Source organism: Methylobacterium indicum, assembly GCF_017347565.1.
In the GTDB taxonomy this organism is placed as follows: domain Bacteria; phylum Pseudomonadota; class Alphaproteobacteria; order Rhizobiales; family Beijerinckiaceae; genus Methylobacterium; species Methylobacterium indicum.
Genome location: NZ_AP024148.1, coordinates 13053 through 39899, shown reverse-complemented (window position 1 = coordinate 39899; position 26847 = coordinate 13053). Strand labels below are relative to the sequence as shown.

The 26847-nt window shown below is 64.1% G+C and carries 22 protein-coding genes and 2 pseudogenes; 6 read left to right on the top strand and 18 right to left on the bottom strand.

What is annotated here, in order from left to right:
* Positions 1-137: 137 nt before the first annotated feature.
* Positions 138-335 carry a LysR family transcriptional regulator gene (locus miv_RS32160; protein ID WP_207184085.1) on the bottom strand — a complete coding sequence of 66 codons (198 nt, stop codon included), beginning with the start codon at positions 333-335 and terminating at the stop codon, positions 138-140.
* Between the two features lie 532 nt (positions 336-867).
* Here miv_RS32160 and miv_RS32155 point away from each other — a divergent pair.
* Together miv_RS32155 and miv_RS32150 are read left to right on the top strand one after the other, a co-directional pair.
* Complete coding sequence (locus miv_RS32155; RefSeq protein ID WP_207184084.1) at positions 868-1677, top strand: hypothetical protein; 810 nt, start codon at positions 868-870, stop codon at positions 1675-1677.
* The gene (locus miv_RS32150) at positions 1674-2900 is read left to right on the top strand and encodes a hypothetical protein (RefSeq protein WP_207184083.1); all 1227 of its coding nucleotides are present in this window, start codon (positions 1674-1676) and stop codon (positions 2898-2900) included. Before miv_RS32155 ends, miv_RS32150 begins: the two co-directional genes overlap by 4 nt.
* A 296-nt stretch (positions 2901-3196) precedes the next feature.
* Here the strand turns inward: miv_RS32150 and miv_RS32145 are convergent, their stop codons facing one another.
* Positions 3197-4258, bottom strand: a complete 1062-nt coding sequence (locus miv_RS32145) for a tyrosine-type recombinase/integrase (RefSeq protein WP_207184082.1) — start codon at positions 4256-4258, stop codon at positions 3197-3199.
* A gap of 224 nt (positions 4259-4482) precedes the next feature.
* Here miv_RS32145 and miv_RS32140 point away from each other — a divergent pair, with 224 nt between their 5' ends.
* Both miv_RS32140 and miv_RS32135 read left to right on the top strand, forming a co-directional pair.
* Complete coding sequence (locus miv_RS32140) at positions 4483-4722, top strand: AbrB/MazE/SpoVT family DNA-binding domain-containing protein (RefSeq protein ID WP_244749150.1); 240 nt, start codon at positions 4483-4485, stop codon at positions 4720-4722.
* On the top strand, positions 4706-5107 hold the full coding sequence (locus tag miv_RS32135; protein ID WP_207184080.1) for a type II toxin-antitoxin system VapC family toxin: 402 nt from the start codon (positions 4706-4708) through the stop codon (positions 5105-5107). The genes miv_RS32140 and miv_RS32135 overlap by 17 nt, the downstream gene beginning before the upstream one ends.
* A gap of 560 nt (positions 5108-5667) precedes the next feature.
* On the opposite strand, the gene miv_RS32130 is transcribed toward miv_RS32135, so the two are convergent.
* The 4 genes from miv_RS32130 to miv_RS32115 all read right to left on the bottom strand — a co-directional run bounded on the left by miv_RS32130 (position 5668) and on the right by miv_RS32115 (position 8465).
* A complete protein-coding gene (locus miv_RS32130) occupies positions 5668-6069 on the bottom strand; it encodes a type II toxin-antitoxin system VapC family toxin (RefSeq protein WP_048428783.1) in 402 nt (133 codons plus the stop codon).
* A gap of 3 nt (positions 6070-6072) precedes the next feature.
* Positions 6073-6315, bottom strand: a complete 243-nt coding sequence (locus miv_RS32125; protein WP_207184079.1) for a type II toxin-antitoxin system VapB family antitoxin — start codon at positions 6313-6315, stop codon at positions 6073-6075.
* Between the two features lie 137 nt (positions 6316-6452).
* Positions 6453-6623 carry a hypothetical protein gene (locus miv_RS32120; RefSeq protein WP_167349673.1) on the bottom strand — a complete coding sequence of 57 codons (171 nt, stop codon included), beginning with the start codon at positions 6621-6623 and terminating at the stop codon, positions 6453-6455.
* A 921-nt stretch (positions 6624-7544) separates the two neighbouring features.
* Entirely contained in the window at positions 7545-8465 is a 921-nt protein-coding gene (locus tag miv_RS32115) for a LysR substrate-binding domain-containing protein (RefSeq protein ID WP_207184078.1), read from the bottom strand.
* 196 nt (positions 8466-8661) lie between these two features.
* On the opposite strand from miv_RS32115, the gene miv_RS32110 reads away from it, so the two are divergent.
* On the top strand, positions 8662-9870 hold the full coding sequence (locus miv_RS32110; RefSeq protein ID WP_207184077.1) for an acyl-CoA dehydrogenase: 1209 nt from the start codon (positions 8662-8664) through the stop codon (positions 9868-9870).
* An 11-nt stretch (positions 9871-9881) separates the two neighbouring features.
* Positions 9882-11066 (top strand): CaiB/BaiF CoA transferase family protein, encoded by a 1185-nt coding sequence (locus miv_RS32105; protein WP_207184076.1) that lies wholly within the window; start codon positions 9882-9884, stop codon positions 11064-11066.
* Between the two features lie 75 nt (positions 11067-11141).
* Here miv_RS32105 and miv_RS32100 read toward each other — a convergent pair.
* From miv_RS32100 to miv_RS32045, 12 genes and pseudogenes are all read right to left on the bottom strand, one after another.
* A pseudogene (locus tag miv_RS32100) lies at positions 11142-12842 on the bottom strand (IS1182 family transposase).
* A gap of 335 nt (positions 12843-13177) precedes the next feature.
* Positions 13178-14614, bottom strand: coding sequence for an aldehyde dehydrogenase family protein (locus miv_RS32095; RefSeq protein WP_207184075.1), 1437 nt, complete (start codon positions 14612-14614; stop codon positions 13178-13180).
* Between the two features lie 4 nt (positions 14615-14618).
* Positions 14619-15932: a 4-aminobutyrate--2-oxoglutarate transaminase gene (gene gabT, locus miv_RS32090; RefSeq protein WP_207184074.1), complete on the bottom strand. Its 1314-nt coding sequence runs from the start codon at positions 15930-15932 to the stop codon at positions 14619-14621.
* Between the two features lie 297 nt (positions 15933-16229).
* Positions 16230-16802 carry a cupin domain-containing protein gene (locus miv_RS32085; protein WP_207184073.1) on the bottom strand — a complete coding sequence of 191 codons (573 nt, stop codon included), beginning with the start codon at positions 16800-16802 and terminating at the stop codon, positions 16230-16232.
* A gap of 245 nt (positions 16803-17047) precedes the next feature.
* Positions 17048-18553 carry an aldehyde dehydrogenase gene (locus miv_RS32080; RefSeq protein ID WP_207184072.1) on the bottom strand — a complete coding sequence of 502 codons (1506 nt, stop codon included), beginning with the start codon at positions 18551-18553 and terminating at the stop codon, positions 17048-17050.
* 24 nt (positions 18554-18577) lie between these two features.
* On the bottom strand, positions 18578-19315 hold the full coding sequence (locus miv_RS32075) for an ABC transporter permease (protein ID WP_244749149.1): 738 nt from the start codon (positions 19313-19315) through the stop codon (positions 18578-18580).
* A gap of 53 nt (positions 19316-19368) precedes the next feature.
* The gene (locus miv_RS32070) at positions 19369-20241 is read right to left on the bottom strand and encodes an ABC transporter permease (RefSeq protein WP_207184070.1); all 873 of its coding nucleotides are present in this window, start codon (positions 20239-20241) and stop codon (positions 19369-19371) included.
* A complete protein-coding gene (locus miv_RS32065; protein ID WP_207184069.1) occupies positions 20238-21347 on the bottom strand; it encodes an ABC transporter ATP-binding protein in 1110 nt (369 codons plus the stop codon). The genes miv_RS32070 and miv_RS32065 overlap by 4 nt, the downstream gene beginning before the upstream one ends.
* 86 nt (positions 21348-21433) lie before the next feature.
* Positions 21434-22486 (bottom strand): ABC transporter substrate-binding protein, encoded by a 1053-nt coding sequence (locus tag miv_RS32060; RefSeq protein ID WP_207184068.1) that lies wholly within the window; start codon positions 22484-22486, stop codon positions 21434-21436.
* Between the two features lie 23 nt (positions 22487-22509).
* Positions 22510-23901, bottom strand: coding sequence for a sigma 54-interacting transcriptional regulator (locus miv_RS32055; RefSeq protein WP_207184067.1), 1392 nt, complete (start codon positions 23899-23901; stop codon positions 22510-22512).
* Positions 23898-25067: a PAS domain-containing protein gene (locus tag miv_RS32050; protein ID WP_207184066.1), complete on the bottom strand. Its 1170-nt coding sequence runs from the start codon at positions 25065-25067 to the stop codon at positions 23898-23900. The genes miv_RS32055 and miv_RS32050 overlap by 4 nt, the downstream gene beginning before the upstream one ends.
* A 442-nt stretch (positions 25068-25509) precedes the next feature.
* Positions 25510-26743: pseudogene (locus tag miv_RS32045) on the bottom strand (IS256 family transposase).
* Positions 26744-26847 lie beyond the last annotated feature (104 nt).

Here is a 26847-nt window from a genome sequence, read left to right as displayed (position 1 = left end):
GAGAGAGGGCCGGAGTTTGCCGACTCGATTAGGCGGTCGGGTTTGGAGGCGACAAGGAGCGGGCCGCTGGGCTGGGAAGGCGTGAGGGCAATGAGACTGTTGCATCGGAATGGATGCGAACCACTACGGCGCCGGCATCAGTGAACCGCCTCTGGCGTCGGCGAGAGGCGATTGCGGGCCCGATCGAAGAGAGGGATGTCGACGGCTTGCTCGAAAGCGTCGATCAGGCGGGACACTGCGGGCTGGGAGAGGCCGACGAGTTCGGCGGCACCTTTCGTTGTTCCGGCCTGCATCATGGCACGAAACGCCTCGAGCTGGCGGATGTTGAGACTCATGGGCCGCCCTTGCGCGCGATCCTGTGCAGTGTTTCGTACCGGGCCGTATCCGGCAACCTCCATCAGCGCTCGTCCTAGGGATAAGCCTTGATTTTCACCCCAAGAGATCCGCTATCCTCTGGGTAAGTGTGTTGGCCTCGACATCGCCGAGGGCCGCGCGATGCGGTCGTCACCCACCGGGCCGAAACCCGGTACGGGGTTCGAGGAGCGAAGCGAGTAGGACGCGGTTCCGAAGGAACGCGCCCATCACCGACTTTGCGATCACGAGCAATAATTCTGACATCTTCTTCACCGACAAGAAAGTAGCCATCGCCTTGCTCGGTTGGCACAGCAGTTTGGAGCCGACATCCCGCTCAAGCGCGTGTTCGAGGGGATCGCTCGCAAATGCCCATACCCACTGCCAGACCAAGTGCGCGGTAATCAGCCCTTCGGAGTCTTGCGATTTTTCCTGACCCAAACGGCTCGCCACGTCCGCCTGACTTGCCACCAAAGCTTGCAGAGATGAGACTGGAGAAAGGTGGGAGAGAATGACGTGACTGACGAAGGCGGGATGGATAATGAGCCGCTGACGCTGCGCGATTTCCTAGGCAAGTCGAACCTTGCTGTTGCCAAGGAACCGCCGCTCGTTCATAGCACACAGGTGCAGAATATCTGGAAGGTAAAAAAATCAGGCAAACTACTAGCAATGCCTTGCAGTGTATTTAAGGCCGAAAAGCTCTGCTACTGTTTTGTTGGACGCCCGGCCTACAAACAAGACGATATTGATAATCCGCAGCGTTGGCAGTTACCCATGGCGTTCGTTCTTCGCTTTCACGAGCCGCCCAGCATCAAACGGATATTTCCTTTTGATAGCGGCGCTTTTATGCAGCATCGTCTGCCGGACTATGTAACAGGTTTTGACCTGGAAGGCTTTGATATTTCATCTGACAGACGCAACATCGGGCGACTGATCTCCCTGGTTTATAGAACGCCCGACAAATACTTTGACCGGGCCGCAGCGGGTTTCGAGGAAATAACCGAGCAGCACGAGATGACGCTCCGCCATCAAGAGATTATGGCTGTTTGCAGGTTGGCCTTGGACAATTCAAGCCGAAAATGCGATGACCGCGCCGCCGCAATTGAAGTATCACTTGATCAAGATGTTGTATTAACTCACGAAAATGTACTTGGCATTGTTGTGCCAGAGGAGGTTACCCGCGAACCATCTCTGATGAAGTGGCTTTTTGGCCTGACTCCAAACATAGAAACCTACAGCCACTTCCCACTTTCTTTGCACGCACACTATGGTCAGATTTATCAAGCCGTGAGGCAAATCTACAAAAAGGCGGGGGTCCGCTTATGAGTTTGGCCGGCACCGCACAATTGCTAGGAGCCATCCGGATTGTCCCTAATGTCGACTCCATCGGTATTGCCGTGTTCGGGGTGCCTGGCGGCAATACGATGTATGTCGCCGAAACCGATGCTAGTTTCACAATCACAGATTTCATGGACTTTATCAACGCCGAAGGATATGAGATCGACTATAAATTGCCGAAAGATCAACAGTTGGTGACGTACGCTTTAAAAGACCCCTCCCCAATTCCATTCTGGGTTAATGATATATGCCATATAATACCCGGCGATGCCGAGTCAAATGATGTGTTTGTACGTTTTGATAGTTTAGCAATCGATCATCCTGTTCTTAAGACGCTTCGGCGCTTACTGGGAGACGCTAGAAATGGCGTCTTTCGTGAACAGCAAGAACAATGGATGGTGCAGGAAATATCCGCCTCTTTCAGCGACATATTTGAGAAGACACCGGTTCACTCCCGATACTGGATCACGCGGCTTGGTGATGCGGTCAGACACGCACGGTCGCTGACCCAACCTCCCCATCCTATCGATGAAGAACTGCGTCGAGTGGCTCTTGAGTGGATAGAGCGCTTCGCCACCAAAACGGATTATCACCGGCTGATGGCGGTAATCGGCAACCTGCTAGCCGGCGCAATCTCGTCGGAGCGCGCTCAAGCAATGGTCTTTGGATTTCTCGTCAACCAAGTTATGGCGGGAAACTTCAACACGTTTGCAAAAGAGCTGGTCAGGGATAAACGCTTTGTCGAACTTTTCCCGCATGGAATTTATCAATACTGGTGGAGGTATAACTGGCCTCGACTGACCTTCGATTATCAGAAGCCCCACTTCATTCTCGATCCTCTTTTCGATGAGATACGCAGCGGGGCTATAAGAAAAGATTTTCACCGAGCCGAGCGGATGGCATATTTGTTCTTTAGATGGGAACAGGCGCCAAATGAAATTTACGATGTTGTCGTGCCTCATATTCAAAAGTATTTAAAAAAACTCTCGTCGGCCTGTCATAAAGCTAACGAAATATCAAACAACACACATAGCCATATTTCCTACGATGATGCCGCAAGGCGAGTTCTGTATTATTATTTTATACTGATGGCATTGGACGGCATTATTGACGGCAAGCATCGATTATCTCGCACGATCATTAAAGAACGCTTCGGACTCAGCAGTACATATGTTGAACAACTCGCAGATAGATTAGATATTTCAATCTAGGTTTAAGGTAGTGATTTTGACACAAATACCAGGAATGCGTCATACTCTGGTTTGTACCGTGGCAAGCTTTCTGGCAACGCCCCGCAGAGGCGCTTGTATCTAGCTTTGAGGTCAAATAAAATGGCTGAGTACACAGGATATCTCACGCGATCCCAGATCGATCAACTGAGCGCGGACGGATTAACCGTCATCTATGACAAATAATAGCAAATAATACGTTGTAACATTTCCATACTAACTCTAGATATATAACTATATATATAAACATAAATTTTCAGAACGCTTCCATGACTGTTTCATGCCCTGTTTTGCAGTGTGGCAAGCTTCCGGGCAGCACCGCGCTGAGCCCGGAGCCGTTCACCGTAGCGGGCCGGCATCGCCGGGGTCTTCCACGAGCCGGCCTGCATCACCTCGAGCAGCTCGAAGCCTGCCGCGAACATGTCCTGGGTCGCTCCGACCCGGGTCGAATGGCCCGATGGCATCCGCGCCAGTTTCAGTCCGGCCGCCGTGGCGAGCGATTGAAAGATCCTGGCCACGTCTCTGTCGCCGAGCGGACGTGCCCCGACCTTGCCGCCCTTGGTGAGCGGGCGGAACAGCGGCCCGTGTTCCAGCCCGGCCGCGGCGAGCCATGCAACCACATGGGCCATGGTGTCGGGCGCCAGGTACTTGATCGCGCCTTCGCCCTCCTGGTCGGCTTTCGAGCGCCGCACCAGCACGGTGCCGGAGCCGTCTGCGCCGTGCTCGAGATCGCCGATTTCCAGGGACACGAGCTCGGAGCGACGCAGGAGGGTGTCGTAGGCGACCGCCACTAGGGCGGTATTGCGCAGCGCGATCAGCGGGGCTCCTTGCTCACCCTCCGAGATACGCCGGTGGAGGCGCTCGGGGGTCCTGGCCTCGAGCATGCGGTCGATGCTGGGTCGGTTGAGCGGTTCGGCCTGTGTCTGGCGCCGTCCCTTGGCCCGGTTCATCCGCTTGACGGCGAGCCGCACGATCTCGTCGGCGCAGGGGTTGGGCAGGCCGGCGGCCCGGTGCAGGGCCGCGATCGAGGAGCGGTAGCGTTCGACTGTGGCGCGGGATTTCGACTCGGCCTGGGCATCGATGAAGGTGGCGATCGTTGCCGGCGTCGCTGGCAGCATCTCCTGGCGGACGTGTCGGCACCAGGCGGCGAAGATCCGGCAGTCGGCAGCCATGGCGCGCACGGTGTTGGGGGCGAAGGCGCCGCGGGCGGCGCGGGCGTAGTCGTCCAGGCGCTCGATCAGGATCTCGTCGGTCGGCGGCAGGCCTGCGGCGAGCGGGACCGGCAGCGCCGGCGCCTCGAGAGGGGATCCAGGGGTCGGGTCGGCGCGATCGAGGTCCATGGGCGGAGCGTATCCGGCCGGGCCTTAACGATCCACTGATTGCGACCGATAGGCCCTATTATCGGTTATAATTGGAGCAGTGAATTCGGCCGTGACACAGCTGCGCCTTGCTGCGAATATCACTCATGGGGAGCAAACGACATTTTCTCCCCATGAGTGATATGAGGCTCTTGGTGATGGCTGAACCCCTACGCCGAACGGTACAGGTTGCAGAGAATGGGAGAATGAACCTCCCTGCGGACATGCGTCGCGGATTAGGCCTGAACGGCGCTGGGCGCGTGATCCTCACACAGGATGAGGATGGCATCCGTATCTCGACGGTCGATCAAGCCCTGAAGCGCATCCGAGCCCTGGCCGCGCCATTCGCCCAAGGTAGAGAGTCCGTGGTTGACGAGTTCCTTGCGGAGCGTCGTGCCGAAGCTGCGCGCGAGAATGGTGAGGATTCGGATGCCGGACGCGACTGACCCTGTTCTCGATGCCTCGGCAGTTTTGGCCGTCATCTTCAGCGAGGCGGGTGCCGATCGCGTTGCAGGTCACCTGCCAGGTGCTCGGATCTCTGCGGTCAACGCGGCGGAGGTGATGACCAAGCTGGTCGACCTCGGAATGCCGGAGGATACGGTCGAAGCGATCTTCGAGGGCTTGCAGCTTACGATCGTTCCCTTCGAGATCGCTCATGCGCGCGCGAGTGCGCGCCTCCGGCCGCTCACCCGGCCGGCCGGTCTGTCGCTTGGTGATCGAGCCTGCCTGGCTGTTGCGGGGCAACTCGGCGCACCGGCGCTGACCACCGATCGGGCTTGGTCGCGGCTGGACGGCACCGCCATCGGCGTGACGATCGAGCTGCTGCGCTGAACCAATGGCGAGCGCCGCAGCTCTCAAGGCGGTCTCGGCCGAGCTGAATGTAGATCAGCGCCGAAGTTGGACCCCACCAGCATACGAACCTATCATATTAAATTTACAACCGAATATGGTTTCTACGCGGGGTCCCGATCGGCGCCGATTGGGACCACGCCCTAACGGCCTTTTTCATCATAGCTTCAGGGCCTTATTCGCAATCCGTCCCAGGGCCCCACTTCTGTGCTGATCTACACCTTGGCAGGCCGCAGCGCAGCGGAGGACGGAAGTGGACGGGTTTGTTGGTCCGCGAGGAGCCGCCTCAGGCGGCGGGGAAGAAACCCGGATCCCGCCGTTGCGGTGGTCCCGGGCGCCCCGGATAGACACGCCCATTCAAGAGGCCCACGGGCGCGGCCTTGTGCCGGTACGCAAGGAGACCCCTGGCCACTCGGTTTCGCCGTCCTGCGAAGGACGCTCCGCGAGGTCCACCTGCAGGCCGGCTCTCGGGACCGTGTGGCCCGGAGGAGGAGTCGGCCCCCGACGCGCCCACTCCGCGCTTGTCGGTCGGCGGCATGCCGCTACAGGGCGGTCTTCAGATCGGTGTGGGTGAAGTCTCGGCCCTTGAACAGGATGGGAGCCCGGTAAGACGCGGCGCAGGCGTAGGACAGGCAGTCGGCGAAGTTGAGTTGTGCCGGATGGCCCCGGCCCTTGCCGTAGGTCTCGAAGGCTTGCACGGCCCGGCGGGCGATGGCGTCGCTGATCGATACCACCGTGATCCCGGCCGTGGTCAGGAAAGCGTCGTACAGGTCCTGCGCGACCGGGACCGGAAGGCCGAGGATGCGTGCGACGTTGATCGTCGCCTCGAGACGGACATGCGCCCCGGTCTCCCGGCGCTTGGCGGACTCGATGCAGGCAAGGAAGGAGGCCGCCTCGGGCTCGTCGGCCAGGATGGCGACGACGGCGGAGGTGTCGATGAACACCCCTCAGCGCGTCCACAGCGCGTCGCGCTCGGCGTCAATCAGTGGGGCAGCCGGTAGCCGATCTGCCTTCGCCAGAGCCTCGGCCCGGATCGCGGCGACGCGATCCATCAAAGGCATGGCCTCGTCGGCACGCTTGATCTCACGCTGCAAGGCGAGTTTGATGGCGGCGGTGAGATTAGGGGCGCCGCAGCGCTTCATCACCGCCTCGGCCAGGGTGCGAACCTCCTCGTCCCGGATGCTGAGCATGATGTCTGTCTCCATCCATACAGACAGTGCATATACGCACTGACAGGCGCCGTCCATACAAAGATGGCCGGGCTGGCTGCCTGTCATCGTGAGGAATGATCGGGGCAGGCCGGTACCGACCGGCCTCTGGACGAGGCTCACTCCTCGTAGGGGTCGAATGCGGTGATGACGCTGGCGGGATCGCCCTCGAACTCATCGGAGGTGACGACGCCGTACCCGGCCTCGGAGCGGAACACCGTGACCGGGACCATCAGGGAGGCCGCGAGGCTGTGGGCGTAGCGGTTCGCAAGTGTGAGATCGTTCGCCATTGGGGTCTTGCTCCTGCTGGGCGGGGGCGATCCCTGCTCGACAGCGGCCCCAAGAGGCCGGGAGCGGCCGCGATCACCGCGAAGGCGAAGCCGAAGCGGCTGCCCGCTTGCGGAGCGGACCCCTTGCGGGTTGATCGTACAAGGACGTTACGGCCTATCGGGGTGGCTTACGTGAGAGCGGGATCGTCCCCCGCCGGTCGAGCCTCACATTGGATTGATATCAATATCATAGCGACATCATACCCATAGGCTGGTCTTCCTGGCTCCGCCGCGGTCCGCCACACCGTGGCCCGGGGTCGTATGCTGCTAGAGGGACCGGTCGATCCGCCCCTGCGACACGGCGAACAGAGAGCCGATCGCGGACCAGTGCCAACGACAGGCCGAGATCCTCGTGGAGGAAGCGGGCCGGGATCACCTCCTCGTGGCCCTCCCAGACGATCCGCCCGCCCTTCCAGATCGTGACGTAGCCGCCGCCCTTCGCATCGGCGCCGGAGGGGCCTCCGAGAAATTCCGGCAGCCGAATTCGCCGACCGTGGCTGAGAAGGAGGACCTGGGGTTGTTACCGACCAGAACGCGGTCACAAGCACCGGTCGGTCGCCGGACCCGGCGACGCGACAGGCCGATGCGGATCGCCTCGTAGGCGCTCATCCTCCTACATGGCCATGCTCGGAAAGTCCCGGCACTCGTCTCGCTCTAGATCCAGAGCGGATTTTTATTACAGGATACGGCCGGAAGAGGGGGATTCGTCGTTCACCAGGACACAGGTTGCGTTGCAACCGGTCCCTGCTTCCATTCCGATCATGAATGCAGCCTCGTAACCCGGGCGAAACGCTTCATTTTGCGATAAGGCAAAAAATCCAATCCGGTATGCCGGCTCGTTTGCCTCGGCGTTCGGATCAAGATCGCTGCCACGATTGTGGATTACCCGGCCCTTTCTGCGGTCTCGGGAGCTTCGTCTTGTGACGCCTCGATCCAGTCGCGGAACAGGGCAAGGGCCGGGCTGGCGCGGCTGCGGGCCGGGTAGATCAGCGCGTAACGCGAGCGGCCCGGGAGTTCGCGCGTCGAGACGCAGCAGAGCCGCCCTTCGGCGAGATCGCTCGAAGCCAGGATCTTCGGCACCAGCGCGACGCCCAGCCCGCAGCGCGCGGCGGCGAGGACCATCCCGAAATGCTCGAAGCGCGCTCCGCGCAGGATGGTGATGGGGTCGAGCCCGGCATCGCGAAACCATTCGAGCCACAGGTCGGGTCGGGTCGATTGCTGCAGGAGCGGCATCCGGGCGATCGCCGTATCGCTCAAGGGCAGCCCGCCATCCGGCAACAGCGACGGTGCCGCGACCGCGACTAGCGTCTCCTCTCGCAACGGAACGACGTCGGTCCCCGGCCCCGCCAGCTCGGTCCGCTGGATCGCCGCGTCGAAGGGCTCGCGCTCGAAATCGACCGGGTCGAGGCGGGCGGCGAGATCGATAGAGAGGCCAGGCGAGCGGCGATGGAAGTCGGCCAGGCGCGGGATCAGCCAGCTCGTGCCGAAGGTCGGCAGGACGGCGAGGCGCAAGACCTGCGCCTTGTCGCCGAAGGCCATCACCATCAGCGCGGCGGCGTTGAGGTCGGCCAGGATGCGCGCGGTGTCCCGCAGCATGACGCGCCCGGCATCCGAGATCACCAGCCGCTTGCGGACGCGCTGGAACAGCGCGACGCCGAGCCGCGCTTCGAGCGAGGCGAGCGACCGGCTCACGGCGCTCTGCGTCAGGCCGAGCTGGCGTGCGGCCTCCGTCACCGACCCGCATTCCGCGCAGGTGCCGAAGGCTTGCAGCTCGGACAGGGTCGGTGTGAACGATCGTTTCATGGCGAGCGCGCTCCGCCCGGATTCATCGCCCGGCGGCCCCCGGTGGACAAGCCCGTCGCAACGCCGGGTTCATTCCCTTTTCTCATGTTTTCACCAGCCGAACTCATTGGAATCCGGGCGACGGGGCGCTTATCCGGCTCGCATTCCCGTGCTTCCGCGCGGCGCTTGACGCCGGATCATCTCGGAGAAGGCCATCATGCCGTTGACGCTCAAGGACGCTCCCGATCTCGGCCGCTTCTCCTGGGAGGACCCGTTCCGACTCGACGACCAGCTGAGCCCCGAGGAGATCATGCTGCGCGACGGAGCACGCGCCTTCGCGCGGGAGACGCTCGCGCCGCGCGTCGTCGAGGCGTATCGGGAGGAGAAGACCGACCCCGCCATCTTCCGCGAGATGGGCGAGATGGGCCTGCTCGGCGTCACCATCCCGGAAGAGTACGGCGGCATCGGCGCCTCCTACGTGGCGTATGGCCTGGTCGCGCGCGAGGTCGAGCGGGTCGATTCCGGCTACCGGTCGATGATGAGCGTGCAATCCTCGCTGGTGATGTACCCGATCTACGCCTACGGCTCGGAGGAGCAGCGCCGAAAATACCTGCCGAAACTCGCCAGCGGCGAATGGATCGGGTGCTTCGGCCTGACCGAGCCGGATGCCGGCTCCGACCCGGCTGGCATGCGCACGACGGCCCGCAAGACGGAGGGAGGCTACGTTCTCAACGGGACCAAGACCTGGATCTCCAACGCGCCGATCGCCGACGTGTTCGTGGTCTGGGCGAAGTCCGAGGCACATGGCGGCAAGATCCGCGGCTTCGTCCTGGAGAAGGGCACGAAGGGCCTGTCCGCGCCGAAGATCGGCGGCAAGCTCTCGCTGCGCACCTCGATCACCGGCGAGATCGTGCTCTACGACGTCGAAGTGTCCGAAGGTGCGCTCCTGCCGAATGTCGAGGGCCTGAAAGGGCCCTTCGGCTGCCTCAACCGGGCGCGCTACGGCATTGCATGGGGCGTGATGGGCGCGGCCGAGTTCTGCTTCCATGCCGCGCGCCAATACGGGCTCGATCGCAAGCAGTTCGGCCGGCCGCTGGCGCAGACGCAGCTGTTCCAGCTCCGCCTCGCCGACATGCTGACCGAGATCTCCCTCGGCCTCCAGGCGAGCCTGCAGGTCGGACGCCTGCTGGATCGAGCAGCCGCCGCGCCGGAGATGATCTCGATCGTCAAGCGCAACAATTGCGGTAAGGCGCTGGAGATCGCCCGCAGGTCCCGCGACATGCACGGCGGCAACGGCATCTCGGAAGAGTTCCAGGTGATCCGGCACATGGTCAACCTCGAAACGGTCAACACCTACGAGGGCACGCACGATGTCCATGCGCTGATCCTCGGCCGGGCCGTCACCGGCCTCCAGGCCTTCTTCTGAGGCCGGACGCGATGACCGGCGACTCCTCCCGCGTCGGCGCGGCACCGCTGGCCGGTCTCAAGGTCGTGGAACTCGCGCGCATCCTGGCCGGTCCCTGGATCGGCCAGACGCTCGCCGATCTCGGCGCCGAGGTGGTCAAGGTCGAGGCGCCCGGCGGCGACGACACCCGCCGCTGGGGGCCGCCCTTCGTCGAGCGCACGTTGCCCGACGGCACGCTCGACCGCACGGCCGCCTATTTCCATGCCGCCAACCGCGGCAAGCGCTCGATCACCTGCGATTTCGAACGGGCGGCCGACCTCGCGATCCTCCTCGACCTGGTGCGCGAGGCCGACGTCCTGATCGAGAACTTCAAGGTCGGGGGCCTGAAAAAATACGGCCTCGACTATGAGACGCTGTCTTCGCTCAACCCGCGCCTCGTCTACGGCTCGGTCACCGGCTTCGGGCAGGACGGGCCGTGCGCGCCGCTGCCCGGGTACGATTTCCTGATCCAGGGCCTGTGCGGGATCATGGATCTCACAGGCGACCCGCAGGGCGAGCCGCAGAAGATCGGCGTCGCGTGGATCGACATCCTGACCGGGCTCTACGGCACGATCGGGATCCAGGCCGCGCTCGCCGAGCGCGAGCGGTCCGGCCGGGGGCAGCATGTCGACCTCTCGCTGCTGGATTGCGGCGTCGCCGCCCTCGCCAACCAGGCGATGAACTATCTGGCGGGCGGTGCGGCGCCGACCCGCATGGGCAACGCCCATCCGAACATCGTCCCCTATCAGGTCTTCCCGGTCGCGGACGGCCACGTCATCGTCGCCTGCGGCAACGATCGGCAATTCGCCGGCTTCGCCGCCCTCCTCGGCCTTGGCGACCTCGCCGCCGATCCGCGCTACGCTACCAACCCGGCCCGCGTCGAGAACCGCGACAGGCTATGCGCGCTCCTCGCCGAGCGCACGTCCGGGATGGCGCGCGATGCCCTGATCGCGGCGATGCAACGCGGCGGCGTGCCGGGCGGGCCGATCAACGACGTCGTCGGCGCAATCGCCCATCCTCAGATCCGGCATCGCGGCCTGTGCATCGCGCCGGAGGGAGTGCCGGGCCTGCGCACGCCGATCCGTTTCTCGCGCAGCGCCCTTCGAACCGAGCGCGCCTCGCCCGCGCTCGGGGAGGCCGACGCGGTGCAGGCCGGACTTTTGCGCCCGTCAATCTAACAGGATCACGAAGGATAGCGTGCAATGATGATCTGGGATTGCCCCGGATCGGATACTGCTGGCGAATGCCGCGGCTCAGGCAGCTTGACTGATGAGGCGAGCGAAGGGTGATCGCCGGGTCGACGCGACGGTCTCACCCGCCAGCCAGTCGATGATCCGGCTGATGTTGAGGGCGGCGGCGGTCAGCACATGCTGGAGGTGGACCTTTGCCAGCCCGAGGTCGCGAGCCCGCCGCAGATGCATGGTGCGCACGCCCAGCGATAGTGTTCCTTCGATGCCCGCCCGCCAGCGGTACTGCTCGGCGAAGGTCTCATCGGCTTCTCGCGCCCGCGCGGCCTCCAGCGCCGCATGTTCCTCGCGCCGACGCGGCGTGAGCAACCGGCGCGGGGAGCGCGTACAGTTCTCCTTGAGCGCGCAGGGCTTGCAGTCCGCACTGGAGAAGCGGATGCGCATCACCGTGCGACCCACGTTGTGATCGGGGCTCCAACTCGTCGTGGTGTGACCGGCCGGACAGGTGGCGATCTTCCGATCCCAGTCGATCTGGAAGTCCTGAAGCCTGAAGGCTCCCGACTGACGCGACTACCACTGCGTATCCTGTGGGCTCGGCCCGAGCAGCGTCACGGCGTGATTGCGTGTACTGGCAAGCAACAGGTCGGCATCGACGTAGCCGGCATCGACCAGGTGCGTGTCCGGGAGACGATCGTGGGCTGCCAGGTCGGCATGGATCGACCCGAGTGCGTCGCGGTCGGCGACCGGGGCCAGCGTGGTCGCAACGTGAGTGATCAGGCGCGGGCGATCCGCGTCGCAGGTCTCGGTGAGGTGGACCTTGTAGCCGATCCACGTCGTCGATCGCTTCTTGGCATAGTGGGTCTCTGGATCGTACGGCGAGGCGATCATCAGCAGTGAGGGTGGAATGCCCTCCGAGGACGTTCGCCAGACAACTCGCGTGATCTGCGGGTTTGGATGATCCACGTCGTCCTTCGCGCCGGTCTCGTCATCGACCGGGACAATCTGGAAGTTCTGCAGCCAGACCCGGCTGAGCAGGATCACGGCGGGGATCTCGCGCAGCCAGGCCGGGGCGTCGGGCGAGAACACGGCTGCCAGGAGCGTGTGTCCGTCGCGGCCGATCGGCTCGGCATGAGCCCGACGGGCCGCCTCGCCTTGCGGGACGTACAGATCGTCGATGGGCTTGGCGTAACGCTCGTTCCAGCTCCCCTCGGCATGGACACGAAGCCAATCGGGAGCCGCAACGGCGAGCCCATTGAGGGTGGCGCGCAAGGTCTCGGTGACGCAGCCGAGGCGGTTGAGGCTGCGCACCGCCCCCAGGACATGCGTGCTGTCGGTGCGCTGACGGCCTCGCGCGACCAGAAGCTGGCGCTCGCGACACAGGGTCAGGAGAGTGTCGAGCAGGAGCGTCTCGGCGTGGCCGGCCACGAGGCGGGAGCGGAACTCGCTCAGCACCGAGGCGTCGAAGCCCGGGTCGGTGAGGTCGAGGCCCAGGAGGTACTTCCAGTCGATGCGGCCACGCGCCGCCTCGGCCGCGCGGCGATCCGAGAGGTTCTCGGCGAACTGCAGCACGGTCACGAGAGCCAGCCGCCAGGGCGCCTCGGCTGGGCGGCCACGGCAGGAGAACAACGCCGTGAACTGCGCGTCGGTGAACACGGTGCCGAATTCATCCCTCAGCCGCATGTAGGGATTGCCCCGCGGGAACGCGGCCCGCGCCACGACGGCGGTCTGGCTGGGAACCTCGGCGGGCGAGCGTGGATGCAGCGACATGACGAGCCTCCGAGAACCTCGGATTGCGTTGCCACATCAACGAGCTACCCACACAGAAGGATTCGCCAGCAGTATCCAATCCGGGGCAATCCCAGGGTAGGTATCAAATCTGTGAGAGCCAATCAAATAGGCTCTCAGGATGAGGTCGCGGGTCGGAGTGAACAGTGTCTCGCGGCGCTGTCCTCGCAAGTCAAACAGGCTCTGGGCGCGGGACGGGCGGGTCGAGCGTGCGATCATGCTGCCGGCGGCCGCGTGCAGCACCACGCGGACCGCCAGAGCTTCGGCACGAGACCGATGCCGACCGTTGCCTCCATCGCCCCACGATGGGTCCACCCTCACCCCGCATGGGTGTAGGCCGTCTTGACTGTCGTATAGAACTCAGCCGCGTAGCGCCCTTGCTCTCGGCTGCCGTAGGACGACGATTTCCGGCCGCCGAACGGCACGTGAAAATCGACGCCCGCGGTCGGCAGGTTGACCATCACCATCCCGGCTTGCACGTTGCGCTTGAAGTGCGACGCGTATTTGAGGCTCGTGGTCGCAATGCCCGCCGATAGCCCGAAGCGTGTGTCGTTCGCCGTGGCGATCGCTTCATCGTAGTCGCGCACCCTGATGACGGCAGCCACGGGGCCGAAGATCTCCTCCTGACAGATCATCATGGCGTTGGTCGCCTCGGTGAAGAGTGCGGGTTGCAGATAGAAGCCCGGCGTCGCCCGATCGAGCCGGTGACCGCCGTGAGCGAGCCTCGCGCCCTCCTGCTGCCCGAGCTCGACATAGCGGATGTCCTGCCCAAGCTGCGCCTCGTCGACGACCGGCCCGATCTGCGTGCTGTCCTCGAGGGCGTGGCCGATCGCAAGGCTGGCCATGCGGTCCTGCACGGCCGCGACGAAGCGGTCGTGAATCCCGTCCGTCACGATGAGGCGGGAGGCGGCCGTGCATCGCTGGCCCGTCGAGAAGAACGCCGAGTTGACCGCCGCCTCCACGGCGACCGGCAGGTCGGCGTCGTCCAGGACCACGAACGGGTTCTTGCCGCCCATTTCGAGCTGGTACTTCCGTTGGAACGGAACCGAGGCGGCGGCGACCCGCGCCCCGACGCGGGTCGACCCGGTAAAGGAGATGCCGGCCAGATCGGGGCTGTCGAGCAAGGCCTGGCCGACATCCGCCCCCCGACCCATGACGAGGTTGAGGACCCCGTCCGGCAACCCGGACTGCCTCAGGATGTCCACGAGTGCCCATGCCGAGCCGGGCACGAGCTCGGCGGGCTTGAAGACCACGCAGTTGCCGTAGGCGAGCGCCGGCGCGATCTTCCACGCCGGGATGGCGATCGGGAAGTTCCAGGGCGTGATGACGCCGACGACGCCGATCGGCTCGCGCGTGACCTCGACGCTCACACTCGGCCGGACCGACGGGAGGCACTCGCCCCCCGGTCGCAGGCATTCCCCGGCGAAGAAATCGAAGATCTGGGCCGCGCGGACGACTTCGCCGACGCCCTCCGCAAGGGGCTTGCCCTCCTCCCGCGACAGGAGGCGACCGAGCTCCTCCTTGCGCGCGGCAATGACGTCTGAGGCGCGCCTGAGGATCGCGTGACGCTCCAGGAGCACGCTCTGCGACCATTTCGGGAAGGCGGCCTTGGCCGCAGCGACGGCCTGCCGCGCATCCTCGGCAGAGCCCTGAACGTAGAGGCCGACGACATCCCGTGTGTCGGAGGGATTGATGTTGGGGACGCCCTCCGATCCGACCCATTCTCCGTCGATGAGGTTGCGATGGACGGTCACGGGCTCACGCCTTCGCCGGGTGGGCCGCCGGCACCGTGGCGAAGGCCGCCTCGATCGACGCCTCGAGGATCTGCAGCGCCTCGTCCAGGACCGACTCCTCGATGGTCAGCGGTGGAAGCAGGCGGATGACGTTGTAGCGGACACCGCAGGACAGCACGATGAGGCCGCGCCGTTCGGCCTCGGCGACGATCTGGGACGTCAGCTGAGGTGCGGCGTCACGGCTTGGCGTGGCTTCGACGAGCTCGAACCCGATCATCGCACCGTTGACACGGACATCCCCGAGCCGCTCCAGCCCCTGGCGAGCGGCCAGGTCGTTCAGGAGCGCGCCCACCCGCTCTCCGATCCACGTCGCCCGCGCGCACAGCCGCTCGGTCTCGATGACGTCGAGCACGGCATTCGCCGCTGCGACCGAGATGGGATTGCCGGCATAGGTTCCACCGAGCCCGCCCGGCAGCGCAGCATTCATGATCGTCGCCTTGCCGACCAGCGCCGAGAGCGGAAAACCGCCGGCGAGCCCCTTGGCGAGCGTGACGAGATCGGGCTTCACCCCGGAATGTTCGATCGCCAGCATCATCCCCGTTCGGGCCATGCCGGCCTGGATCTCGTCGGCGATGAGGACGATCCCGTACCGGTCGGCGCGTTCGCGCAGGCCCTGCAGCAAGGCGGACGGAGCGGCATTGAAGCCGCCCTCCCCCTGGATCGGCTCGACGATGAAGGCCGCGACACGGTCGGGGTCCACGTCGGAGGCGAGAAGGTGATCCAGCGCGCGCAGGGAGGCCGCGACGTCCACGCCCGAGAAGGCGGCCGGGAACGGCACGTGGAAGATTTCGGCCGGGAACGGCCCGAACCCCTTCTTGTAGGGGGCGACCTTGCCGGTCAGCGCCATGCCCATCATCGTCCGCCCGTGGAACGCGCCGGTGAAGGCGATGACGGCGGACCGCTTCGTATAGGCGCGCGCGATCTTGATCGCGTTCTCCACCGCCTCGGCGCCGGTGGTGACCAGCATCGTGCGGTTTTCCTCGCCCGTGTCGACGATCGCGTTCAATCGTTCGGCCAGCCGGATGTAGCTCTCGTAAGGAGCGACGTGGAAGCAGGTATGCGTGAACTGCAGAGCCTGCTCGGCGACAGCCCGCATGACATGCGGATGGCGGTGGCCCGTGTTGTTGACGGCGATGCCGGCGGCGAAGTCGATGAAGCGCCGGCCCTCGACGTCCCACAACTCGGCATTCGCGGCACGCTCGGCGAAGATGGCCTTCGTCGCCACACCCGCCGCCACTGCATTCTGCTGCCTCGTGCGCAGCGCCTGCCCCTGGCCCATGATCGCCCTCCTAGTTTGAGCGACGAAGCCCTAGCATCGATCAAAATATTGAGCAACACGCTAAAAATATAAAGCGTGCGAGGTTCCAGGGTATCGAGGATCAAGCGGCGGGATCGGGTCGCCACGGTTCGCGCGGCGGGGGGCCGGCGGAGACGGCGAGGACGATCGGCGGCGGACGCCGAAGGTTCGGGCTGCCAGCGCACCAGGCCGCCGCCCAATTGCGATCATTCCACATCAATATAAAACCTGTCAGATATAAAATAAATAAAAAATTTTTGCCTTTAACATTCGCGATTATCACAAATAAGGCGGCGTGCAAGCTGATATCACGACGGCCGTTGCTGACGAGACGTTACGAAAACGGTGCGGCGTGCGGCTGTCGAAGAGATAACTCTCGCCGGCGCGCAGGATGCGCACTAGGTGGCCGACCGTCACCTCGATCTCGCCCTCGATGACGATGCCGCCCTCACTGGACGCATGCTGCAGGAGGACTTCGCCGGTATCGGCCCCTGGTCCATAGACCTCGTGCAGGATCTGGAGATTGTGGGCCTTGGCATCCCCGACCTGTCGCAGGGACAGATAGCCCGGGCTGCGGATCCGGGAGGTCAGGTCGATCAGCCCGTTCGCTTCGAAAAACGGTCCTGCCTGGCACTCGAGACGGTCGTTGTCGAAGAAATCCGACATGCTGACGCTGAGCCCGCCGAGGATCTTTCGGAGCGTCGAGACCGACGGGCTCGACTTGTTCTGCTCGATGACCGAGATTTGAGCGTGGGGAACGCCGGCCTTCTCCGCCAGGCCGCGCTGGGACAGGCCCGCCTGCGCCCGCAGAGCCCGGAGCCGACCGCCCACATCGAAATCGTCGTCCGTCATGCCTCACCCGCCTGCTCAAAATATTGAGCAGTCCGCATCGCGGGCAGGATGCGCCGCGTCCCGACGAAGCAGCTATAGAGGAGGCACCCTTACGACGACAGGGATGGGACGGCGGATGCGGAGCGCGTCTCACGTAGCGCACCCTGCACCCGTGAACCGGCCGCATGGACGGTGCGACCGGATTCGAGGCGTGGACGGGGCCGGGGCGCTTCCTGCGATCGGGAGCGCCCTGCTGCCCGGTCAGGTCAGTCGATGTTGAGCCACACCGACTTCGTCTGGCTGTACTGTCCGAGGGCCTCGAGACACTTGTCTCGCCCGTTCCCGGTCTGCTTGAAGCCGCCCCAAATTGACGTCATGTCGCCGTGGTCGAAGCAGTTCACCCAGACCACGCCGGCCTCGACGTCACGGGCGAAGCGGTGGGCCTTGCCGACGTCGCGTGTCCAGATCGATGCCGCCAGTCCATAGATGGAATCGTTGGCGATTTCGACTGCCTCCTCCAGGCCTGAGATGGGAAGGATCGCCGCGACGGGTCCGAAGATCTCCTCCTTGGCGATCCGCATCGCATTGTCGACTCCGGTGAACAGCGTCGGCTCGACGAAGGCACCGTCGGGAAGGGCATCGAAACGCCCGCCGCCGAAGCGCAGCGAAGCCCCTTCGGCCCGCCCGATCTCGATGTAGTCGAGGACACGCTTCTGGTGAGACGAGGTGACCAGCGGGCCGATCGTCGTCGACGGGTCCAGGGGATCGCCAAGGACGAAGGTCTCCCGGGTCCGGGCGGTAAACCGCTCCACGAAATCGTCGTGGATGCTCCGATCGACGAGGATGCGCGAGCCGGCGTTGCAGACCTCGCCCTGATTTCCATAGATCCCGTTCACCGCATAGGTGACTGCGGTGTCGAGGTCGTCGTAGTCGGCGAGGACGATCTGCGGGGTCTTGCCGCCGCATTCTGTTGAGATCCGCTTCATGTTGGACTGGCCGGCATAGACCATCAGGAGCTTGCCGACCTCGGTGGAGCCCGTGAAGCCGATCTTGTCGACGTCGTCGTGCAGCGCGAGGGCCTTGCCGACTTCTTCGCCGAGGCCCTGCACGACGTTCAGGACGCCACTCGGACCGCCGGCCGCGATGAAGAGCTCCGCGAGGAGACCGGCCGAGAGCGGCGATTGCTCCGCCGGCTTCAGCACCACCGAGTTGCCGGTCGCCAGCGCCGGACCCAGCTTCCAGGCCGCCATCATCAACGGGTAGTTCCAGGGCACGATGACACCGACCACGCCGAGCGGCTGGCGCAGGATGTAGTGCAAGGCGCCGGCGGTCGTCGAGGTCACCGCCCCCTCGATCTTGTCGATCGTCTCGGAAAAGAACTTCAGCGCGGTGACCGACCCGGGGACATCGATGTTCATCATGTCCATGACCGGCTTGCCCATGTCGAGGCTGTCGAGCACGGCGAAATCCTCGGCATGCTCGGCCACGAGCGCGGAGAACTTCTCGAGGACGGCCATGCGGGCACGCGGGTCCATGCGGGACCAGGCGCCCGACCGGTAAGCCTTGCGGGCGACCTTGACCGCCAGGTCGACTTCCGCGGCACTGCCGCGCGCGACCTCGGCGATCGGCCTGCCCGTCGCCGGATTGATCGAGGCGAAGGTGCGGCCGTCAGCCGACGGCCGGTAGGCGCCGTCAATGAAATGCTGGGTGCGCAGGCTCACCGTCGCCGCCTTCGCATGCCAGAACTCTTTGGTGAAGGGCGTGTCGTTCATGGTTGCTCTCCGCGGAAGCGAAATCTACTTTTGATTTCGGAGGAGTTTGACCGACGCGATCACCAGCAGCAGTGACGCTGCGACGATGATGCTGCCGATGGCGTTGATTTCCGGCGTGATGCCACGCCGAAGGGTCGAGTAGATGTAGATCGGGAGCGTGACATCCCGGCCCGTGAGGAAGTAGGTCACGGGAATCTCGTCGAACGACAGCGTGAAGCACAGGAGCGCCGCGCCCAGGATCGACGGCATGATCTGGGGCAGAGTCACGCGCCGGAAGGTTTCCAGAGGCGTCGCGCCGAGATCGGACGAGGCCTCTAGCATCCGGCTGTTGACCTTCGCGAGCCGTGCCATGACCTGCGACACCACGATCCCGAGCAGGGCCGTCGAATGTCCGATCACGACGGCGGTGAGACTCTGCGGGATGCCGATCTGCTTATAGAAGTTGAGCATCGCGATACCGGTGACAAGGCCCGGCAAGCTGAGCGGCAGCAGGATGACGTTCTGGAACAGCCGCTTGCCGACGAATTCGTAGCGGTCGAGGGCGATCGCCGCCGTGACGCCGACCACGACGCTCACGACCGTCGCGCAGACGGCGACCACGAGGCTGTTCTGCAGCGCCGTCAGCATCTGCCCGTTCGCGACGGCCGCCGCGTACCAGCGCCAGGTGAAGCCGGCGAGCGGGAAGGACGTGACCGCACTGTCGTTGAACGAGAACAGGATCAGAAGCAGGATCGGGACGTAGAGGAAGGCGAGGACCAGCACGCTCGTGCCGACGAGACCCTGCTGCCACCAGAGAAGCGATCGCATGGGAGCCCCTATCGAAGGTCGATTTGCCCAGCGCGGTCGAACCGGCTGGAAACCTGGAGGACGACGAGAACGAGGAGGAGGACGAGCGTCGCCAGGGCGGAGCCCAGCGGCCAGTTCAAGGCGGCGCCGAACTGGCTCTGGAGCAGGTTCGCCACCATGGTGCCGTCCGGCCCCCCAACCAGGACGGGCGCCACGAAGTCGCCGAAGGACAGGCAGAAGGTCAGGGTCATGCCGGCCACCAGCCCACCCATCGAGAGCGGCAGGATCACGCGCAGGAAGGTGTGGAACGGACCGACACCCAGGTCCTCGGATGCCTCGACGAGCGATCTCGGAATATTCTTCAGGACCGCGTAGAGCGGCATGATCATGAACGGGATGAAAATATAGACTAGGGTGATGATCATCGCCGTCTGGTTATAGAGAAAAATGGAAAGGGGCTCCTTTATGAGGCCTATCGACATCAGCAGGGAGTTGAGCGCCCCGTTCGTCCCCAGGATGATCTTCCATGTATAGGCGCGGAGCAGGTACGAGACCCACAGAGGAACGATGACGCACATGTAGAGGAGGTTGGAAAGCGCCTCCGACCTGATGGTGAACACCAGCATGTAGGCGACGGGATAGGCGAGGAGGCTCGAGACGACGGTGACGATCGTCGCGATCTTCAGGGTCCGCAGCACGACGGTGGCATATTGCGGATCGAGGACGATCTTGGCGTAGTTTCCCCACTGAAAGTCGGGGACGAACAGGGGGAATTGCCGGGTCCAGAAGCTGACCGAGATCATCACCACGTAAGGAATGATCATGAAGACCAGGATCCAGAGGAACGGACCGGAGAACAGGGCCAGAAAGGCCGGGGCATTGCGCCTTGTGACGAAGCTCATTGCTCCGGCTCCGCGAAACACATCACGTCTTCGGCTCCGACATAAAGCTTGATCGTTTCGCCTGCTTCGGGCGCCCGCCGCGACGAGGCGTTGCGGTGGAGATCGACGAAGAACGGCCGTTCGCTGCGCGCCGGAAACAGCTCCAGACGGAGCCGATCTCCCAGGAAGAGGCTGCCGGCGAGGCGAGCCTGGATCTCGTTGCCGCCCTCGACAGGCGCGAGATGAACATGCTCGGGACGGATGCCCAGCCGGACGCGCGCGCCCTCCCGTAGGCCTGCGCTCGTCTCGCGCCCTCGGCGGGCCTTGCGGAGCAACGAGCCGTCGCCCAACCGGAAGACGTCGACGCCGTCCGAGGCGGATTGGAAAGTCGCGTCGAGGAGGTTGGACGCGCCGATGAAGTCGGCGATGTAGGCGGATCCCGGATTGTCGTAGAGATCGGTTGGCGCGCCGACCTGCACGATGCGGCCCTGGCTCATGACCACGATGCGATCCGACAACGCCAGGGCCTCGTTCTGGTCGTGGGTGACCATGAGGAACGTGATGCCCAGTTCCCGGTGCAGACGCTTCAGCTCGATCTGCATGGTCTCGCGAAGCTTGACGTCGAGCGCCGACAGCGGCTCGTCCAGCAGTAGCACGCGAGGCTGCTTCACGATCGCTCGCGCCATGGCGACGCGTTGGCGCTGCCCCCCGGACAGGGCGCCCGGCAGGCGGGCCCCGTAGGCGGACAATCCGACCAGAGCCAGCGCGTCCCGAACCCGTGACGCACGGTCCTGCTTGGAGACGGCCTCCCCGCGCACGGTCAAGCCGTAGGCCACGTTCTCCTCGACGGTCATGTGCGGGAAGAGCGCGTAGTCCTGAAAGACCGTGTTGACCGGCCGGCGGTAGGGCGGCAGCGCCGTGACGTCTCGTCCTTCGATCGAGATCGTCCCCGCGGTCGCGAACTCGAAGCCGCCGATGAGACGAAGCGTCGTCGTCTTCCCGCAGCCCGAAGGACCGAGCAGTGTGACGAATTCTCCAGCATTCAACTGGAGGTTTGTGTCGTGCAAAGCCGTGAACGGTCCGAACGCTTTCGTCACGCCGGCGAGCGACACGATGGGTTGCGACATCTCATGCTCATTCATACGAAGAGGGGAGCCGCCGGAACAGGGCCGTCCGCACGGCTCGATTGGATGGATTGACTGGATACGAGACGTCAGGGAGCAGATTTGACCGCGTTCCAGACTTCGATATATTTATCAAGCCGCTTCGGCTGCTGCCACATGACGAGGCTCTTGACGAAGTCGATGTTGCCGACCTTGCGTTCCTGCCTCGTCGTCTCGTCCATGCAGGTGCCGACCGCCTTGGGATTGACGGGAAAATAGCCGGTCGACTGGGCGATGCCGCACTGCCCGGCCGGGGATTGCATGAAGGACATGAACTTGTAGGCGCATTCTGTGTTCGGCGAGCCCGTGACGAGCATCATCGAGTCCATCCAGCCCTCGGCCCGCTCCTTGGGTGTGACCTCCGCGACCGAAAAACCTTTCTTCAGAGCGTTGACCTCTTTCGAGGTCAGTCCGGTCCATGCATTCGAAACATAGACCTCGCCGTTCGCGATGAGCTCCGTCAGCTCCCCGGCCGAGGTCCAGTATTTGCGAGTGAGAGATTTTTGCTCGATCAGCTTAGCCTTGATCGTGTCGAGCTGCTTGTCGGACAGGTCAAAGATGTTGGAATATCCGAGGTAGCGGGCCGTCCAGTAGATCGCGGATTTGTCGTCCCAGAGCGAGATGCGGCCCTTGTATTTCGGGTCGAACAGGACGCCGATCGAGTCGGGGGCAGGGACCTTGTCCGGCCGGTAGATGATCGAGACGGATCCCCAAACCATCGGAACCGCCCAGATCCGGCCCTTGGCGACCAGGGCCTCCGCTTTCGCAAATTCCGGATAGATGCCGTCGTAGTCCTTCACCTTGGCGACATCGATCGGCTGCGTGAAGCCGGCCAGCTGCATCATCGACACGGTGTCCAGCGACGGGGTGATGATGTCGTAGACGCCGCCGCCCGCCGCCAGCTTCGCGGCGAAGTCGTCGTTCGATCCGACATAGGTCGCCGTGACCTTGCAGCCCGATGCCGCCTCGAACGGCTTGACGGAGGCATCCGGAGCGTAACCTTCCCAGGTCAGAAGGTTGAGTTCGCCGGCATGGGCCGTGGCGGCCTGCGAAAGGAGCGACGCGGTGACGGCCAGCGTCGCAGCGGTCTTCTTGAACGCCATTGTCCTTCTCCTTGGTAGAAAGTTCAGATCTTTCGATTGGTTCTTCTGAGCAATGTCGCCACATCGATGCCAAGGGCTCGCGCAGCACTGCGCTTGCTTCCGTTTTGGGCGATCGACTTTTCGACAAGCCAAGTCTCGAATTCGTGGACGAGCTCTTTGAACGAGCGCGGCGGCGCTTCCGCCGGCGGAGCCGACGTCTCGGGAGACGCCGCGGCGGGGGAATAAGGCACGAAAAAATGCTCGGGCTGCACGACCTCACCAGCCAGAGCCGCTGCGTGGTCCAGAATGTTGAAGAGCTCTCGAATATTTCCTGGGTAGGAGTAGCTGAGAAGCTTTTGGTGAAAGCCCTCGGACAGCGCGAGTGATCCGGCAATTTTTTGATTGATTGCGTTCATCTTCAGATCGGCGAGAAGTTTGATCAGATCGTCCTGGCCGGACAACCTGTCGAACTCGATGACGACGGATGACAGTCGATAGTAAAGATCCTTACGGAATATCCTGGCATCAATCAATGAAAAAATGTCTTGGTTGGTGGCGGAGACCAGATTGATGTGGGTCTGGCGACGTTGAGTCGAACCGACGCGACTGAAAGTTCTCGATTCGAGGAAGGCGACAAGCTTGATCTGAGCCGCGAGGGACAGGTCGGAAACTTGGTCCAGGAAGAGGATGCCTCCGTCGGCGACCTCGACATAACCGGGCTTTCCCCTCGTCGACGGGTCGAGCGCCGAGCCCGGCTCGATTCCGAACATTTCGATGTCGAATTGCTGCTCCGACAGGAGGCCGCAATTGACATGCACGAAGGGAAGCGCCGCGGAGGAGCCGCCTTGCCCAACGGTGCGGGCGAACTCGGTCTTCCCGGTGCCGCTCTCGCCGAGCAGCATCACCGGGCTGCCGCGCTCGAGGGCGGTCGAGGCGCGCCTTGCCAGCGCGCGAAGGCGCTCGGTCTGGACGTAGCGCACCGCCCCGTCCTGCAGCATGTCGGCCTCGAAGCGAAACCGGTCGGGGGCCGTCTCCTTCGCTTGCCGGGTGAGTTCGCGTAGGGTGAACAAGGCCGCGTAGGCCGCACCGTCGCTCGTTCGCAGAATGCTGATCGAGGCGAAGACACTGCGCTGCGAATTTAGGGTTCCCGTCAGTTCCGCACGCTTCAACTGGTGGAGGGCCGTCGCGATTTTCGCCAAGATCGGGCCGGCGGTCCTCGCATGCTTGGCGAGGTCGCTCCCCACGAGGTCTCCCTTCGCCAGGTTGAGGAGAAGCTGCATCCGCGTGTTGACGAACTTGATCGTCCCGTCGATCTCCACCAGGGCAGCGCCGTCCGGCAGCGCCTCGAGAAAGCCCATGATGGACGGGTCGTCGACGAGAGCCGGGCGCGGCCGGCGGAGTCCCGAAGACGGGGGATCGCTGGCGTAGAACTTCATCGCGCGACCGCCCCCGCTTGGGATCTCGACCGGCGGCGCATCCGCGGACGAGCCGTTAGGACGTAACGGCGCAAGTCGCCTTCGAGGACGGCGACCCGGAAGCGCCAGGCCTCCTTGCTGCCGTCCCCCGTCAGGACCTGCAGGTCGCAGCCCGCCTGCTCGTCCGGCCCGCCTTCCGCGGCCGCGAGAAGCTTCAGGAAGCCCCCCCGTCCGTCCACGAACTGCTCGATTGAGCTGCCGAGAATGCGACCGGCCGGTCGTCCCCAGGCCGATTCCGCCGCTGGATTGGCCGCCAGGATCGCCCCCTCGCTCGACAGGACGAGGACCGGGTCCGGCAGCGCGCTCAGGATGTCGAGCATCGCGGTCGCGTGGTCGGAGAGCTGCTGTTCCCGCCGCTTGGAAGGCCCGATATCGCGGGTCGTCCCCCAAAGACGGATCAGTGCGCCGTTCTCCACGGCCGCACGGAAATCGTTCTCCACCAGCATCTCGCTGCCGTCATGGCGACAATCCATCGCGGTGGCACGGTCCAGGCGATAGTTGGAGCGGACGAGATCCCGGATCATCCGGCGGTTGACGCCGGTATCCGGAAAATAGCGTTCGACGGGCTGCGTGTTGAAGTCCAGGCCGTCGGGGATGCGGTAGAGGCGCGCCATCGCTTCGTTGCAGGCGCGCCAGCGCTTCTGATGGGAGAATATGCGGTCGACGATCTCGTCCTCGGCCAGCAACGTATTGATCGGCTCGAGAAACTCGATACACCAGCACGCCTCGGTGGCCGAGCCGATCATCTGCGACAGGATCTCGACCCGTTCGATCAGCTCCGCGGCGGTGCCGAGGACCACCGGCGTCAGACGTTGCTTGACGATCAGCCAGCCCCGTTCGACGTCACGAAATGCCGTGGCGATCAGCGGGACCTCTTGATCGGAGGCCGACATCATCCATACGAAAAAACCGCATTCCCGCTGATCGGCATTTTTGGCGAGGTTGCGGACCGTCTTTGCCGATTGGGCACTGTAGATGGTTTCCAGGGGCTGCCCCTGGAGCCTGGCGGGGCTCCATCCGAGTTCCTGGGCCTCATGTGCATTGACGTAGGTGATCTGGCCGCACTCGTCGATCCGATCGACGAGGAGAGGCAGGGCATCCAGAGTCTGCGGATCGAAGGTCAACATGCCACCTCGTCAGCGGCCGGCAAGTGAAGCGAATTTGCCGGGCTGTTGGGGAAGATCGTCGTGATTCAGGAGCTTGGCGCAACGGCCTTTCTAGAGACATTCGACACAAGCCCATCATAAGCCCGAATTCGCTGCAAGATCGCAGCGTCATGCAGCGATAATGAACCACCCGCAGGGAGGCCGTGCCCCGGATTGCCTGCGCAGCAAGCGGGGTGCAAAATGACTGGGCTTTGGCTGCCTCGTCGCGGCTACGCTCGGACGCGGTCGCGCAATGCCGTACGGCTCCGGTGGGAAGCATGGCTGTCCGGCATTGGCTGTTCCGGTCCCGAAACCTAGCTCGGGATTGTCGGGCGGGTGCCTGGTCAGGTCGCCGAGAGATCGTGTCCCAGGGCGTGGTGTAGCTGATGGTAGTCCACCACGCTGACCGGCAGGGCCGGACTGGTCAGACTGCGAGGTTTGGCAGGCTGACAAGGGGATCATCGCCGATCGGGGCGATGCTTTCCAGGGTCATGTAGCGGCAACGCTGCACGGCCCACTCGTCGTTCTGCTCCAGCAGGATCGCGCCGACGAGCCTGCGGATCGAAGGCTCGTCGGGGAAGATGCCGACGACCTCGGTGCGCCGCTTGATCTCGCCGTTGAGGCGCTCGAGCGGGTTGGTCGAGTGCAGCTTGGCACGGTGGGCGGCCGGGAAGCCCGTGTAGGCCAGGACGTCGGTCTCCGCTGCGTCCATGAGGGCCGCCAGCTTGGGCACCTTGGGCCGGAGTTGATCGGCCACCCACCGCCATCGCTGGCGAGCTGCCTCGGCGTCCTCCTGGGCGAAGGCGGTGGCGATGAAGGCCGAGACGACGCGCCGGCCCGAGCGGCCGGCATGGGCCAGGACGTTGCGCATGAAGTGGACCCGGCACCGCTGCCAGGAGGCGGTCATCACCTTGGCGACGGACGCCTTGATGCCTCGTGGGCGTCGGAGATCACCAGCTTGACGCCGCGCAGGCCGCGCCGGGCCAGCTTGCGCAGGAACTCGGTCCAGATGGTCTCGGCCTCCGACGGGCCGATGTCGAGGCCCAGCACAGGTTCCCATCGTGGCAGGCCACGATGGGTTCCCCCTCGCGCCGCCCACCCGTGTTGACGCCAACCGCCACGATGACGGCGACCGAGACGATCCGGTGGTTGTGGCGCACCTTCACGTAGGTGGCGTCGATCCAGAGATAGGGCCACTCGCCTTCGATCGGCCAGTCGAGGAAGGCGTTCGAACGCTCGTCGATCTCCTGGCACAGCCGGCTGACTTGGCTCTTGGAGATGCCCGTCCCGCCCAAGGCCTGGACCAGATCGTCGACCGCACGGGTCGAGATGCCCTGGATGTAGGCCTCCTGGATCACGGCTGTCAGCGCCTTCTCGGTCATCCGGCGCGGCTCCAGGAAGCTCGGGAAGTAACTGCCCGTCCGCAGCTTCGGGATGCGCAGCTCGACCGTGCCGGCCCGCGTCTGCCAGTCCCGGTCACGGTACCCGTTGCGCTGGGCCAGCCGCTCCGGGTTCTTCTCGCCGTGGGCCGCGCCGGTCAGGCCGCCCACCTCCAGTTCCATCAGGCGCTGCGCGGCAAAGCCGATCATCTCGCGCAGCACGTCCGCGTCCGCGCTCTTCTCAGCCAGGGCGCGCAGGCTCATAACGGCATCGGTCATCGGGGGTCTCCCGGGTTCGGGGTCGGTGCTCGCAACCCGATCCTAACCCGTCACCGCCGAGGGCCACCCCCGCGAGAGAACCCGCCTGCTACAGCGCTGTGGAG